Source organism: Nonomuraea solani (assembly GCF_900108335.1).
Classification (GTDB): Bacteria; Actinomycetota; Actinomycetes; order Streptosporangiales; family Streptosporangiaceae; genus Nonomuraea; species Nonomuraea solani.
In genome coordinates this window covers 593401-607597 of record NZ_FNVT01000001.1, presented here as the reverse complement: position 1 = coordinate 607597, position 14197 = coordinate 593401, and the positions used below count along the sequence as shown (strand labels likewise).

Below are 14197 nucleotides of genomic sequence, written 5' to 3'. Positions count from 1 at the left end.
AATGAAACGATCATGGCGCGGGCTCCTGGCCGTCGCGCTCGCCGCGGCCCTGTTAACCGTCCCTGCCCCCGCCGCCGCCCGGGCCCACGCCTCGGACCGGCTCGACGAGATCGTCTTCGGCGACGCGGCCTCCGAGCGGGCGCACGCCTTCACCGGCGAGTCCACCGGCGTGGTGGACGGGGCCAGGGTGTCGCGGCCGCTGGACCCGCCCGGCTACCACCTCGGCGACCTGGCCTTCACGGTGAAAGTGGATCCCGTCCGGCAGAACCACCTGACGGTCAAGATGTGGGGCGGCGACGACTCGGCGTACAAGACCGTGGTCATGGTCGACGGTGAGTACGCGAGCTACCGGGGCAACGGCGACCACGAGCCGATCAACGTCGGCACCCGGGGCAACGCGCTGCCGGGCCGCTTCTTCTACGGCACCGCGCTGCTGCCGCTGCCGGCCACCCAGGGCAGGACCGAGGCGCGGATCGCGCTGCGCACGTATCACCCCACGCTGACCACCAGGTCCACCGAGAGCTCCCGCCGCTTCTTCCAGGCTTTCACGCACACCACCCCGGAGGTGACCGGCGAGAGCAGCGGTCACCGGCCGTCCACCCAGGTCGCTCCGGCGCTGGGCCGGGCGGGCGAGCAGGCGAAGATCGACGCCTACCGGGCCCGGCAGATCGCCGACGTCCAGGCGCTGGAGGCCCGGGTGGACGCCGACCCGGCGGCGACCATGTCGATCGTGCGCTACCAGGACGAGCTGCGCTTCTACGCCGAGTCCCTGCTCATGGACTGGTCGCCGACCCAGGACAAGCGGAAGGGGCTGCGGCGGATCTACGCCTCCATCGACGCCTTCACCCGGCAGTACTACGGCGACGTCAAGAGCCTGGGCAACGGCGGCCACCAGTCCGACTGGGGCGGCTACTACGGCGCGCTCGGCGAGGCGCTCTACATCGTGGAGAACCTGATCGACCGCGCGGAGTTCGAGAAGTTCCTGAAAGAGCCGTTCGCGACCGGCACCCAGGACGGCCCCAACAGCATCGCGGGCGGCCCCGGCCTGACCCGGGGCGAGGCGTGGGAGCGCGTGCTCAAGGCCAACTTCGACTTCGCCAGAAGCCGGTTGTCCTACATCTACAACCAGGTGATGTACACCTACGAGGGCGCGTGGAAGGCGCACGAGGGCCTGCGCGTCATCGGCTCGAAGTTCTACGAGGGCAAGGAGCGCGGCAACAGGATCGTCGGCGAGGCGCTCGGCTGGGAACCGTTCCTGGGTGAAGAAGTGCTGGTCGGCCCGGACGGGCAGGACCTCGATCTCTACCACTCGCTGTTCCACCACGACAGGACGGCCCAGTACACCGACGACTACCTGCGGGTCGTGATGAGGGGCCTGGCCAGGAGCAAGGTCGACGGCAAGGGCCGGATCGTCCGGCGCGTCCCGTACGGCGAGCACTACACCGGCGTCACGGCGGCGGGCCTGACCCGCGAGAACGGCTACGTCGGCAACTACGGCGAATCCACCAACTACCTGCCGTCCTGGTTCTACCGCACGCTCGGCCACAAGGGCGACGAGCGGCTCAACGACGAGATACTCAAGCTGTCGCTGCGCAACGTGTACGCCCGGGGCCAGACCCGCTACCAGGGCACCGACGCGGCCGGGAACCGGATCATGACCATGCAGCAGGTGGTCGACTGGCGCAACAGCGCTTATCCCGGTAAATCCGCTTATGCGACGGAGGTGGGCACCCCGCAGGCGTTCGCCTTCGCCGGGCTCGCCCGGCACATGGCCGACCATCCCGAGCGCTACCAGGGCAGGAAGTGGGACCCCTACCGCGCGTACGCCCGGGCGGCCGTCGGCTACATGCAGCAGCAACTGGCCGACAACCAGTTCTTCCCCTACTTCGACGGCGTGCTCTCCAAGCACAAGTACGACCTGCGCCTCAGCGAGGAGTACGCCCACGTGACCGCCGCCCCGGCGACGGGCGTGCTGCTGCCGCACACCGACCCGGCCCGCTACACCGGCGCGGAGCTGGCCGCGCTGGGCGTGGACCGGGCGGCCCACCAGCGGCCCGCCGTCTGGGCGGACATCGACAACCTGCTCATCAACGTCAAGGACGGCGACACCCACCTGTACGCCGCGCTCAACGAACGCAACATCGGTTACACCGGCTCCGGACGGCTGCACGTGCAGGCCGGCGGCTACGAGCACCTGACCGAGCTGCCGACCCAGGCCCGGATGGACAGCAGGGCCTACTATCTGCGCGGCCCGAACTCGGTGCAGCAGATCCTGGCCCACGACTGGACCTCCCCGCCGGGCACGCCACCGCTGGCCTGGACCGGCGAGCTGATCCCGGTCACGTACCAGCCGGGCGTGGGCCCGGTTAACCGGGACAACTACGCCCAGGACCATCCGTACAGCGGCTATCCCAATCTGATCACCGCCCGCTACGGCCGGTACGTCCTGGCCGTCAACACCACCCGCGCCGAGTTCGGCAACGAGCAGTCGTTCACCGTGCCGCTCCCGGCGGGGAACTGGGGCGGCGAGGTGCCCGACCTGGTGTCGGGCAAGCCGGTGCGGGTCACCAGGAGCTCCGTGCGGCTGGGCCCGGAGAGCGCGGTGGTGCTCAAGCTGCCCGGCGACCCGACCGGCGCCGAGCCGGCCGCCGCCGTGGACGTGGCGGTGGCCACGCCGGGCACCCGCGAGGTCGGCCTGAGCTGGCGGGCGGCGGGCGTGCGGTCGTACACGGTGAGCCGCGCCACCGGCAAGGACGGCCCTTTCACGAAGATCGCCGAGGTCACGGGCACCTCGCACATCGACCGGGTGCCGGACGAGGGCACCTACCACTACCGAATCCAGGGATCCAACCCGGTCGAGGCGCGCGTCACCGCCTCGCACACGCCCGGTCTGCCGAGCGGCTGGCGCGACGACCTCGTCGGCGCGACCGCCGGGAAGACCACGACGGACGGCACCGGCATCACGATCTCCGGCGCGAACGGCAAGGGCTTCGGCGAGGGCGACGACTCCGTCATCTACCGGCGCTTCGCCGAGGACTCCTACCTCATGGCGAGCAAACTCGTCGCCGGCGGCGCCGAGGTCCGCGCCGAGCTGCGCGACGGCACGGGCGGCGTCATCCTGCGCGACGGCACCGGCCCGGTCGGCCGGTACGTGTGGCTGGGCCCGGACGCCGACGGCAACCTGGCCCTGCGCGCCCGCAGCCTGGACACCCGCGCCGACGCCGGATCCGGCCTGGCGGGCAGCAACAACGCGGGCGGTGTGACCCGCAGCCCGTACACGGTCAAGGGGCCGGCGTTCCGGCATCTCAAGCTGGTCAGGGCGGCGGACTCGCAGCAGGTCACCGGCTACGCCTCCGCCGACGGCCGCACGTGGGTGAGCGTCGGCGCGCTGGTGGTGCCGATGGTGGACGTGATCCACGCCGGGGTGGCGGCCGCCGAGGACGCCACGTTCGCCGGGGTGAGCGTCGAGCGGCGCTCAAGGGACGTGGTCGCGGCCACGGCGGTACGCGGCGAGCGCGGCGCGGTGACCGTGCTGTGGGCCAAGCCGAAACACGCCATGGCTTACGACGTCTACCGGACGGCCGACGCCGCCGTGGCGGCCACCGATCCGCTGACGTCGCCGGGCTGGACGAAGATCCCGGCGACCACCCTGGCCCACAACGATCAGGTCCTGGCGGGCGCGCTGTACTTCAGGGTCGCCGCGGGCGGGGCCGCCTCGGACGCCGTCATGGTCACCGGCGAGGGCGTCCAGGCGGCATTGGCCCAGGCCAGGGCGCTGAAGGCGGACGGCTACACCGCCGCGAGCCACGCGAGGTTCACCGCGGAACTCGACGCGGCGGAGGCGGACACGGGGGACGAAGGGGCGCGGGTCAAGCGGGTGTACGACGCGTACGCGCTGCTGGTTCCGGTGTTCCGGCACGGGTTCGAGGCCGGCGAGCCGGACATCTGGGCGGCGGGCGGGTCGGCGCCGGCCACGTACCGGCGGGTGATCGGCGCGGAGGGAGCGCACCACGGCGCCCAGGGCCTGTTCCTGACCAGCACGGACACCACCGGCAACGCCGCACACAACCTGTGGGTGAACAGCAGGAAGGCCGGGGTCTCCCCGATCGCCGCCACGCCGGGCACCCGCTACAAGGTGTCCTTCGACTACCGGCTGACGGACTACGTGCCGGGCCGGACGGTCGGGGCGTACGTCTTCGTGCGCTCGTTCAAGGGCGGGACCGGGGTGGGCGCCGAGCAGCGCAACTGGCTGCCCGCCGGAGACACGGCCGGTTGGGCCCGGTTCGAGCGGGAGTACACCCCTTCGGACGGCGACAACCTGGACCTGACCTTCGGCCTGCGCGGGTCGTCGGGGACGTTCCAGGTGGACGACGTGCGGGTGGAACCGGTCCAATAAATGAGAACGACCGATCGGTTTTATTTCTGCTAGAGTCCGGGCCATGAGAAAGATGAGGTCACGCTGGATCGCCGGCCCGCACCCCCGGGGTGACGGGCCGGTGCTCGTCAGCCGCACGGACTTCCAGCTCCACGGCCTGGCCGGCCTGCCGCGGGCGGTGCTGGCCGGGTGGCGGCTGTCGCGGCACTGGCCCTCGCTGGAGGGCGCGGTCGGGCTGTGGTTGTGGGTCGACCTGGGGCGGCGGCGGATCGGCTCGGTGTCGGTCTGGCGCGACGAAGAGGCGCTGCGCGGATTCGTCCGGCTGCCTGAGCACGTGCGCATCATGCGCGCCTACCGGGGCCGGGGCATCCTGACCTCGGGCTCGGCGCTGACGTCGGAGCCGGATCTGTGGAAGGCCAGCAGGGCTATTCCCAGCCGAGGCTGAGCTCCAGAGCGGGCGCGCGTTCGATGAGAGAAGCCAGCGCGGCCATGCACAGCTCGTCCAGCGGCCGCCGCGACAGGTCGATCGTGGCCACCGGCAGCCGGTGCTCGGCCAGCCAGACCTCCTGCGGCGGCGTGAGCCGGACGCCCGCCAGCAGCACGCCCGCGCTCCCCCGCGCCGCCACCCGGCCCAGCCAGCCCGGGCCCGGCGTGCACACCACCACGTCGGCCCGCGCCCGCCGGGCGGCCCGTTCGGCGCCCTCGACGACCTGACCGGCGTACGGTGCGGCCAGGTCGTCGATGAGCAGGTCGAACAGCCAGTGGTTGGGCGGAGTGCGCCGCCGGTACCCGCGGCGGCGCAGGATGTCCAGGACGCGGACCCTGGTCGGCGTCGAGACGTCCGCCCTGCCGTTGATCACCTTGGACACGGTGGACGGCGAGACGCCGGCCTCGCGGGCGATGGCGGTCAGCTTCGGCCGGTTCACAGGGAGCGCTCCCCTCAGGTCATTTGAGGCTGCCCAGGGTGACGCCCGACTGCCAGTAGCGGCGCATCGCGACCATGAAGACGGCGAGCGGGACGATGGCGAGCAGGGAGCCGGTGAGCACGAGGGCGGTCAGGTCGGTCTCGGCCTCGGTGCGCACCAGGTTCCAGGCGTACAGGCCCAGGCTGAGCGGCCACTTGTCCTCGCCGCGCAGCATGGTCAGCGGCAGGTAGAAGCTGTTCCAGTTGCTGACGAAGGCGAGCAGGAACACGGTGGCGGCGCCCGTGGTCATGAGGCGGGTGACGATCTGGAAGAAGATCCGCAGCTCACCGGCCCCGTCCACGCGGGCGGCCTCCAGGAGTTCGGGCGGTACGGCGCCGTCGACGTACACCTTGGACAGGTAGACCGAGAACGGGCTGATGAAGGCCGGCAGCAGCACCGCCCACACCGTGTCGACCAGGCCGACCTTGGCGAACAGCAGGTAGAGCGGCATGGTCAGCATGGCGCTCGGGATGAGGAACGAGCCGATCACCAGGGCCAGGCCGGCTCCCCGGCCGCGGAAGCTGAAGCGGGACAGCGAGTAGCCGGCGGCCAGGGAGATCAGGGTGCACACGGCGGCGCCGACGCCCGCGTACAGGAAGGAGTTGAGCACCCAGCGCAGGAAGACGCCGTCGCCGTAGGTGAAGACCTGTTCCAGGTTGCGGCCCAGGTTGAACTCGGCGAACCAGAGGGCGTTGCCGTACAGCATGTCGGTCTGCGACTTGGTGGCCGACACGATCAGCCACCAGACGGGCGCGACCGAGTAGAGCGCGAACAGGCCCAGGCCGAACAGCGTGAGCACCTGCGACGTGCGTGACCGGATGGCGGTTTCTGTCATGGTCGCTGGGCCCTGTTCGTGACGCGGTAGAAGAGCATGGAGATGACGCCGACGATGACCGCCAGGATGATCGACAGCGCGGCGGCGTAGTTGTAGTCGTTGCTGTCGAAGGCCTCGTAGTAGATCATCATGATCGGCGTGAAGTCCTTGGTGACGACCTCGGGCACCACGTTGCGGAAGAGCAGCGGCTCGTTGAAGATCTGCAGCATGTGGATGATCGACAACATGCCGGTCAGCACGAGCGCGCCCCGCACGTACGGGATCTTGATGGACAGCGCGATGCGCAGCTCCGAGGCGCCGTCCATGCGGGCGGCCTCGAAGATCTCGCGCGGCACCGCCTGCAGCGCGCCGTAGACGATGAGCATGTTGAACCCGGCGCCGACCCAGGTGAGCAGGTTGCCCATCGAGACCCAGATCAGCTCGGAGGCGAAGAAGTTGATCCCGGTCAAATCCATGAGCGGGCCCAGGCGGGGGCTGTAGATGTACATCCACATGAGCGCCGCCACGATCCCGGGAATCATGTACGGCACCAAAAACGCCAGCCGGTACCGATGCGCCACCCGCCTGCTGACCGCGTCGAGCAGCAGCGCCATCGTGAGCGACAGCGCCAGCATGATCGGGATCTGCGCGACGGCGAAGACGCTCACCCTGGCCACGGCCGCCCAGAAGGTGGTGTCGGACAGGCCGCGGGCGAAGTTGCCGAACCCGGTGAACACCTCCTGCCGGGGCCCGATGCCGAGCCCGGAGGCCCGCATGGTGAACAGGCTCTGGTAGACGGCGTACAGCAGCGGGAGGACGAACAGGCAGGCGAAGCCGGCGAAGAACGGCGCGGAGAAGGCCGCGCCCTTGCGCTGAGTAGACATGAGGTTCCTTGACCAGGGGTGAGGGGAGCCGCGCCGGCCCCCCTCACGGCGTTCATTCGACGACCTTGACGCCCTTCCGCTTCAGGTCGTCGACCGTCCAGCGCTGCATGTGGGTCAGCACGTCCTCGACCTTCATCTCGCCGTTCATGGCCTTGCCCCACTTGTCGGCCAGTTCCTCGTACATGGCGGTGGAGTTGGGGCCGTACACCCAGCCGGAGGCGAAGTTGTCCGACTCGGCGATCACCTTCTTGCCGGCCTCGGCGTGCTCACCCCAGAGCTGCTTGGGCACCACCGCGTCGAGGTAGGGCGCCGGGTCGGCGACGGCCGGATACCAGCCGGAGCCGGCCACCGGGTCGGCCATCGCGGCCACGGACGTGCTCTCGGTCGCCAGCCAGATCGCCGCCTCGGCCGCCTTGGCGGTGTCCTCGCACAGCGACGGCACCGACAGCGCGCCGGTGTCGGCGGCGGAGACGGGCTCGCTCTGGCCCTTGACCAGCAGGTTGGGGCCGGCCTCCCAGTCGCCGAGCGAGTCCTTCATGTTGCGCTGGTGGCCGGCGAGCTGCCAGGTGGAGACCTGGCGCATGGCGATCTTGCCCTGGTCGTACTCCTGCATCATGGCGGCGTACTCGGCGTAGGAGATCTTCTCGACCAGGTCGTCGTCGAGGAGCTGCTGCATGATGCCGGCCGACCACTTCGACGCGTCGTCGGTGAAGTTGATCTTCCAGGCGTCGCCCTGCACGGTGTACCAGCGGGCGCCCGCCTGCCAGGCCAGCCCCATCAGGGTCGAGGGGTCCTCGCCGGCCAGGTTGAAGACCGCGATGCCGTCCTTCTTCAGGTCCTTCTTGCCGATCTCGATGAGCTCCTCCCACGTCGTGGGATATTTCAGCTTGCGCTTCTCGAAGATCGGCTTGTGGTACATGCTGAACAGCGGGTCGCGCTTGTCCGGCACGCCGTAGGTGATCCCGGCCAGCGTCAGCGCCTCGACCCCGCCCGGGGAGAACTTGGCCGCGCTCCCGCCGACCTCCTTGGTGATGTCCTTGATCACACCCTCGGCGAGGAGCTGGCCACCGTTGCGGTTGTCGGTCTGGACGAGGCACGGCATCGCGGCCTTGTCGCCGGCCTTGTGCGCGTTGCGCAGGTTCTTGACCAGGTCGGTGGCGGGCACTTTGACGTACTTGAGTCGCACGTCCTTGTGCGCGGCGTTGAACGCGGCGACCGCGACCTCCGAGCCCTGCTTGTCGGTCCAGTAGTCCAGCGTGACCGGACCCGCCTGCCCCTGGCCGATGGGCTGGGACGACGTGCCGGGGTCGCCGCCGCACGCGGTCAGGGTCAGCACCGCCGCGACGGCGAGCCAGCGTCTCATGTGTTCTCCTCGGGGGGTTGTGAGCGCGAACATCACCGCGCCCGGTACGTCGTTTCGCGGAAGGTGGCCCGGCACCCCTCGCCCGCCAGGTCCTGCACCCACAAGCCGGCGAACGCGCCGGTGAAGCCGAAGGAGCGGATCTGGCCGTCGATGATCTCGTCGGCGTTCTCGTCGGACAGGACCGTGGCGTCCAAATCGACGGGGATGGTCTCGCCGTCGGCGGAGAACCGCAGCACCGGGCCGTCGAACTCCAGCCCGAGGCGCGTCGCGGCACCCCCGCTGTAATGCACGGTCCTGGCACCGCGGTCGCTGCCGGTCAGGAGCAGGCCGTCGGGGGTGAGGGCGAGGTGGTACCAGTTGCGGGAGTTGTAGTAGGCGGTGATTCCGGCCCATTGGTGCACGGTGGCCGGCTCGAAGTCGATGGTCGTCTCGAACGCGCACCTGGTGCTGGTGACGCGGCGGGCGACGAGGCTGGGGGCGCGCAGCCCGTACGGGGACTGGCCGCCCTCGATCGTGATCCGGCCGCCGTCGAAGCTCACCCAGCCGGGCGAGGCGGGCCGGCGCAGCGTGCTCCACTCCTCCTCGGCGGGTTCCCACGGGTGCGGCGGCAGGGCGGGGGCGGGCACCTCGACGGCGGGCACTCCCCCGGCCACCCGCGGCCACCCGTCCTGCCACTCGACGCGCTGGATCGCGCTCTCCCGGCCCAGGACACACCTGCCCCTGGTGGTGTACGGGCGGGCGGCCAGGTGCGCCAGGTACCAGTCGCCGTCCTGGGTCTGGACCAGGCAGCCGTGCCCGGCCTTCTGCAGGTCGAGGCCGGGGTCGTGACGGGCGGTGAGCATCGGCCCGGCGGGGTCGTCCTCGTACGGGCCTTCCAGCGAACGGGACCGCAGCACGCTCACGCGGTGCTCGTAGCCGGTGCCGCCCTCGGCCAGCATCAGGTAGTACCAGCCGCCGGCCCGGTAGATGTGCGGCCCCTCGCTCACACTCCGGTTCTCCACGATGAGCCGCGCCTTGCCACCGTCGAGCGGCTGCAGCTCGATCCCGGCGAACCCGCGCCCTGGCCTGGAGTCGAAGACCATGTTGAGCAGGTAGGAGGTGCCGTCGTCGTCGTGGAAGAGCGCGGCGTCGAACCCGCGCCCCGGCAGCCTGACCGGGTCGGACCAGGGGCCCTCGATGGCGGGCGCGGTGACCAGGTAGTTGGCGACGTCCTTGTAGCCGTGGGCGTAGTTGTCCATCACGCTGTACACCAGGTGGAACAGCCCGTTCGCGTAGGTCAGGTCGGGCGCCCACACGCCGCCGGAGTCCGGCACGCCGGACAGGTCGAGCAGCCGCGGCTCGTTGAGCAATCCGCCGAGGGAACGCCAGTTGACCAGGTCGCGCGAGTGGTGGACGCGGACGCCGGGATACCACTCGAACGTCGAGGTGGCCAGGTAGTAGTCGTCGCCGACCCGCAGGATGGACGGGTCGGGGTGGAAGCCGGGCAGCACGGGGTTGCGGATCATCTTCGTTCCTTCCTTGTTCAGCGCGGAGAACCCGAACACTGCCAGAGGACTGATCACCGGCGGCACCTGCCTGCCTCCGGTCATAGAAACCGGTCGCTGCGAACGCTACGACGACGCGCCGTCGACCACAAGGACGTGTTACATATCCGTTACATTCACGGTCCTATAACGCCGTTGTCCTGGCACATTGACCTGAAGCCGGATGCGCTCTTACGGTAGACACCGGTTTCTATAGACGTGCTCCGAACGGAGGCCAGACCCCGTGCTTCACCGCCCCAAGGCGTTGTTCGCCATGCGCGCGGAACACCTCGCGACGCTCTTTCCCGCGCCCGCCCTGGAGCGGCTGCGCGGGATCGCCGACATCGACGTGTCGCTGGTCGCGGAGCGCTTCGACGATCCGCGGCTGGCCGAGGTGCTCCCCGGCGTGGACGTCCTGATCACCGGCTGGGGCTGCCCGCCGCTCGACGACGCGGTGCTGGCCGCCGCGCCCAGGCTGCGGGCCGCGCTGCACTCGGCCGGCTCGGTGAAGGGCATCATCACGCCCTCTTGCTGGGAGCGCGGGCTGCTCGTCTCCTCGGCCGCCGACGCCAACGCCGTCCCCGTGGCGGAGTACACCGTCGCCGCCGTCCTGCTGGCCGGCAAGGGCGTGTTCGCGCTGCGCGAGGACTACCGGCGGCGGCGCTGGTTCCGGCTCGGCGAGGTCCACCCCGCCGTCGGCAACTACGGCCGCCGGGTCGGCATCGTCGGCGCCTCCCGCATCGGCCGCCGGGTGCTCGGCCTGCTCGCGCCGCACGATCTCGAACTGTGCCTGTACGACCCGTACACGCGGGTCGAAGGCGTCGCCCAGGTGGGCCTTGACGAGCTGCTGAGCACGTGCGACATCGTCAGTCTGCACGCCCCGGCCACCGACGAGACCCGGCACATGCTGGACCGGCGCCGGCTCGCGCTGATGCCGGACGGCGCGGTGCTGGTCAACACCGCGCGCGGCTCCCTGGTGGACACCGGCGCGCTGGAGGCTGAGCTGCGGTCCGGGCGGCTGTCGGCGGTGCTCGACGTGACCGAGCCGGAGCCGCTGCCCGCCGACTCCCCGCTGTACGACCTGCCCAACGCGTTCCTGACCCCGCACATCGCGGGCTCGCAGGGCAACGAGCTGGCCAGGATGGGCGCCACCGTGCTCGACGAACTCGAACGCCTGGCCGCCGGTTTCCCCCTCGCCCACCAGGTGACCGATGACGATCTCGACCGGGTCGCCTGAGACGTGCCGGCGGGATACCGGCCCGATGTCAACGGCCATAGACTTCGGTCAGATTCCAAGACCGTGAAGGGCCGGCCTTGTCGCGAAAATTGAGCACCAAAGGTCTGAGCGCCGACGACGAGCGGGTCACCGTCCGCGACGTGGCCAGGCGGGCCGGGGTGTCGGCCACCACGGTGTCCAGGGTGATCAAGGGCGACTACCCGGTCGCCCAGGCCACCAGGACGCGGGTGCTGCGCGCGATGCGCGAGCTCGACTACGTGCTCAACGTGCACGCCCGCGCGCTGTCGGGGGCCAGCACGAAGATGGTGGCGTTCGTGCTCGACGACGTCACCGGCCCGTCCTTCGCGTACGTGGCCAAGGGCGTGGAGCAGCAGGCGACCGCCGAGGGGCGGCTGTGCATGGTGTGCACCACCCACGGCGACCCGGCCAGGGAGCTGGCGGTGGTCGAGGCCATGCGCGAGCAGCGCGCCGACGCGGTCATCCTGGTCGGCGGCGGCTCGCTCGACGACGCCTACGTCGAGCGCATGACGCACTTCGCCCACGCCCTCGACAAGGCCGGCTCCCGGCTCGTGCTGTGCGGCCGCCCGCCGCTGGGCCGCGACGTGCCGACGACGGTGGTCGAATACGACAACGAGGGCGGCGCCTACGCCATGACCAGCCACCTGCTGTCGCAGGGCCACCGCAGGATCGCCCTGCTGGGCGCCGACTCCCCCGACGACGCCAGCACCACCAAGCTCGACCGGGTGCGCGGTTTCGTCCGCGCGCACGAGTCGTTCGACGTGCCGCACGACCCGGCCCTGATCGTCCCCACCGGCTTCGGCCGCCAGGACGGCTACGAGGGCACCCGCCGGCTGATCGCGCTCGGGGCGGAGTTCACGGCGGTGTTCGCGGCCACGGACATGGTGGCCATCGGCGTGCTCGCGGCGCTGCGCGAGGCCGGGCTGCGGGTGCCGGACGACGTGTCGCTGGCCGGCTACGACGACATCCCGTTCGCCGCCGACCTCGAACCCGGCCTGACGACCGTGCACATCCCGACGGAGGAGCTGGGCCGGACGGCGGTCCGGCTGGCCCTCAACCGCAAGGAACGCCAGCACGTGGTCCTCGGCACGCACATCGTCGTCCGCGACTCGGTCCGCCCGCCTAACCGCACAACCACGAAGTAACCCCGTTTCCGCACGTCACCACCATACTTCGGCGGGGTCCTGGGAGGACGCCCAGTTCCAGAGCCGGGACCCGGACCAACTGGCCCGCAGGAGGGCGATGGTGCCGAGCTCGTCGGTGCCGAGCGCCCGGTTCCAGCGCAGCAGGTCGGCGGCGGTGAGGGCGGCGAGAGGTGGCATGGGGTGAGTCTTTCCGGCCGGGAGGCGGGTCGGTAATCTGGGGTCACGGCCGCGTTCTGACCGCGTGCCGGCGCTCGTGGGTTATCCGAGCAAAATCTCCCCTTTTCCGGCGGCGCGGAGCCATGCCCAGAAAGGCCCTTCCATGAAGCGTTACATCCTGACCGGCACCCCTGGTTCCGGCAAGACCACGATCCTGCGCCACCTGGCCGCCCTCGGCTACCCGACGGTCGAGGAGGCGGCCACGGCGGTGATCGCGGACGCGCACGCCCGCGGCGAGGACGAGCCGTGGACCGAGCCGTCCTTCATCGACCGGATCGTGGCCCTGCAGCGACGCCGGGCGGCCGAGCCGGTCGATGCCACGTCGGACGTGCAGTTCTTCGACCGCTCACCCGTCTGCACGTACGCCCTCAGCACCTTCGTCGGTCACCCCATCTCCCCGGCCCTGTCCGCCGAGATCGACCGGATCGCCCGCGAGCACACCTACGAGCGGAACGTGTTCTTCGTCCGCAACCTGGGCTTCTGCGAGCCGACCGACGCCCGCCGGATCAGCTTCGAGGACTCCCTGGAGTTCGAGCGCGTGCACGAGGAGACCTACCGCGCCTTCGGCTACGACCTCATCCACGTGCCCGCCGGGCCGCCGCACGACCGGGTGAGCACGATCAAGGCCGCCCTTTAGGCGGGGCGGTGGACTCGCGGACGATCAGGCGGGGCGGCACCAGCGAGATCTCCGGCTGGGCCCGGCCGCCCAGCTCGGCCAGGGCCGCGTGGAAGCAGGCCCGGCCCAGCCCCGCGAAGTCCATGCGGACCGTGGTCAGCGCCGGGGTCCAGAAGGCCGAGCCCGGGATGTCGTCGAAGCCCACGATGCTGACGTCGCCCGGCACGTCCTTGCCCGCGTCGAAGAGCGCCCGCCGCACCCCCTGCGCGATGTCGTCGTTGCCGCACAGGATCGCGGTGACCTCGGGTGAGCGGGCCAGCCGCTGCCCCGCCTCGTACGCCGACGCGATGTCCCAGCCGCAGCCCAGCACCTCGGGCAGCTCGGCCCCGGCCTGCCGGAGCGCGTCGCGCCAGCCCGCCTGGCGGCCCCCGGCCTGACCCTCCGACGGGATGGCCACGTGGTGGACCGTGCGGTGCCCGAGGTCGAGCAGGTGCTGGGTGGCGTCGGCGGCGGCGCGGCGCTCGTCGAGGGCGATCGAGACGCGGCCCAGGTCGGGCGCGACCGGTTCGGCGGCCACGATGCCCGGGATGTGCGGCGGCAGCGCCTCCACCACCGCGGTGCCGAGGGGGTCGAACGCGATGACCACCAGGCCGCCCGCGCTCGGGTCGCTCACGTAGTCGACCGTCTGCCGGACCTCGGCCGACTCCACGACCCTGATGCTCAGGGCGACGCCCTCCGTCCTGGCGGCCTCCTCGATGCCCTGGAGCGTGGCGGCGTACCCGTACAGCATGGTGTTGGAGGTCACGACGGTGACGCCGCTGGCCCGGCCGAGGCCGAGGGCCCGCGCGGCCCGGTTGGGGCGGAAGCCCAGCCGGTCGATCGCGGCCAGGACCGCGGCGCGGGTGGCGGGCCGCACCCGGGGTGACTCGTTCAGCACGCGCGAGACGGTCTGGTGCGAGACGCCGGCCGCGGCGGCCACGTCGCGGATGCTCGGGAGGGCCCCTTTGCGGACAGGTCGGGGGCTCGCGTTCACGATCACAT

General features: G+C 71.0%; 12 protein-coding genes. 5 read left to right on the top strand and 7 right to left on the bottom strand.

The features are described 5' to 3' along the window. Position 1 precedes the first annotated feature (1 nt). Both C4V41_RS02735 and C4V41_RS02730 read left to right on the top strand, forming a co-directional pair. The gene (locus C4V41_RS02735; RefSeq protein WP_103954097.1) at positions 2 to 4396 is read left to right on the top strand and encodes a carbohydrate binding domain-containing protein; all 4395 of its coding nucleotides are present in this window, start codon (positions 2 to 4) and stop codon (positions 4394 to 4396) included. A gap of 43 nt (positions 4397 to 4439) precedes the next feature. Further along, on the top strand, positions 4440 to 4820 hold the full coding sequence (locus C4V41_RS02730; protein WP_146103500.1) for a hypothetical protein: 381 nt from the start codon (positions 4440 to 4442) through the stop codon (positions 4818 to 4820). Here C4V41_RS02730 and C4V41_RS02725 read toward each other — a convergent pair. From C4V41_RS02725 to C4V41_RS02705, 5 genes are read right to left on the bottom strand one after another with little or no spacing between them, the layout of a single operon-like run. Then, a complete protein-coding gene (locus C4V41_RS02725; protein ID WP_103954095.1) occupies positions 4801 to 5301 on the bottom strand; it encodes a LacI family DNA-binding transcriptional regulator in 501 nt (166 codons plus the stop codon). The genes C4V41_RS02730 and C4V41_RS02725 overlap by 20 nt on opposite strands. A gap of 19 nt (positions 5302 to 5320) precedes the next feature. Beyond that, positions 5321 to 6175 carry a carbohydrate ABC transporter permease gene (locus C4V41_RS02720; RefSeq protein ID WP_103954094.1) on the bottom strand — a complete coding sequence of 285 codons (855 nt, stop codon included), beginning with the start codon at positions 6173 to 6175 and terminating at the stop codon, positions 5321 to 5323. Beyond that, positions 6172 to 7038: a carbohydrate ABC transporter permease gene (locus C4V41_RS02715; protein WP_103954093.1), complete on the bottom strand. Its 867-nt coding sequence runs from the start codon at positions 7036 to 7038 to the stop codon at positions 6172 to 6174. Before C4V41_RS02715 ends, C4V41_RS02720 begins: the two co-directional genes overlap by 4 nt. A 52-nt stretch (positions 7039 to 7090) precedes the next feature. Then, a complete protein-coding gene (locus tag C4V41_RS02710) occupies positions 7091 to 8401 on the bottom strand; it encodes an ABC transporter substrate-binding protein (protein ID WP_160150146.1) in 1311 nt (436 codons plus the stop codon). Between the two features lie 32 nt (positions 8402 to 8433). Next, positions 8434 to 9963, bottom strand: a complete 1530-nt coding sequence (locus C4V41_RS02705) for a glycoside hydrolase family 43 protein (protein ID WP_327535671.1) — start codon at positions 9961 to 9963, stop codon at positions 8434 to 8436. Between the two features lie 205 nt (positions 9964 to 10168). Here C4V41_RS02705 and C4V41_RS02700 point away from each other — a divergent pair, with 205 nt between their 5' ends. Both C4V41_RS02700 and C4V41_RS02695 read left to right on the top strand, forming a co-directional pair. Beyond that, the gene (locus C4V41_RS02700; protein WP_103954091.1) at positions 10169 to 11161 is read left to right on the top strand and encodes a hydroxyacid dehydrogenase; all 993 of its coding nucleotides are present in this window, start codon (positions 10169 to 10171) and stop codon (positions 11159 to 11161) included. An 89-nt stretch (positions 11162 to 11250) separates the two neighbouring features. After that, positions 11251 to 12324, top strand: coding sequence for a LacI family DNA-binding transcriptional regulator (locus C4V41_RS02695; RefSeq protein ID WP_200823704.1), 1074 nt, complete (start codon positions 11251 to 11253; stop codon positions 12322 to 12324). Between the two features lie 15 nt (positions 12325 to 12339). Here the strand turns inward: C4V41_RS02695 and C4V41_RS61640 are convergent, their stop codons facing one another. Further along, positions 12340 to 12501, bottom strand: a complete 162-nt coding sequence (locus C4V41_RS61640) for a hypothetical protein (protein WP_160150145.1) — start codon at positions 12499 to 12501, stop codon at positions 12340 to 12342. A 142-nt stretch (positions 12502 to 12643) separates the two neighbouring features. Between C4V41_RS61640 and C4V41_RS02690 the strand changes: the two genes are divergently transcribed. Continuing rightward, positions 12644 to 13177, top strand: a complete 534-nt coding sequence (locus C4V41_RS02690) for an AAA family ATPase (protein ID WP_103954090.1) — start codon at positions 12644 to 12646, stop codon at positions 13175 to 13177. Here the strand turns inward: C4V41_RS02690 and C4V41_RS02685 are convergent. Then, the gene (locus C4V41_RS02685) at positions 13161 to 14189 is read right to left on the bottom strand and encodes a LacI family DNA-binding transcriptional regulator (protein ID WP_200823703.1); all 1029 of its coding nucleotides are present in this window, start codon (positions 14187 to 14189) and stop codon (positions 13161 to 13163) included. The two genes, C4V41_RS02690 and C4V41_RS02685, sit on opposite strands and share 17 nt — an antisense overlap. Between the last annotated feature and the right edge of the window lie 8 nt (positions 14190 to 14197).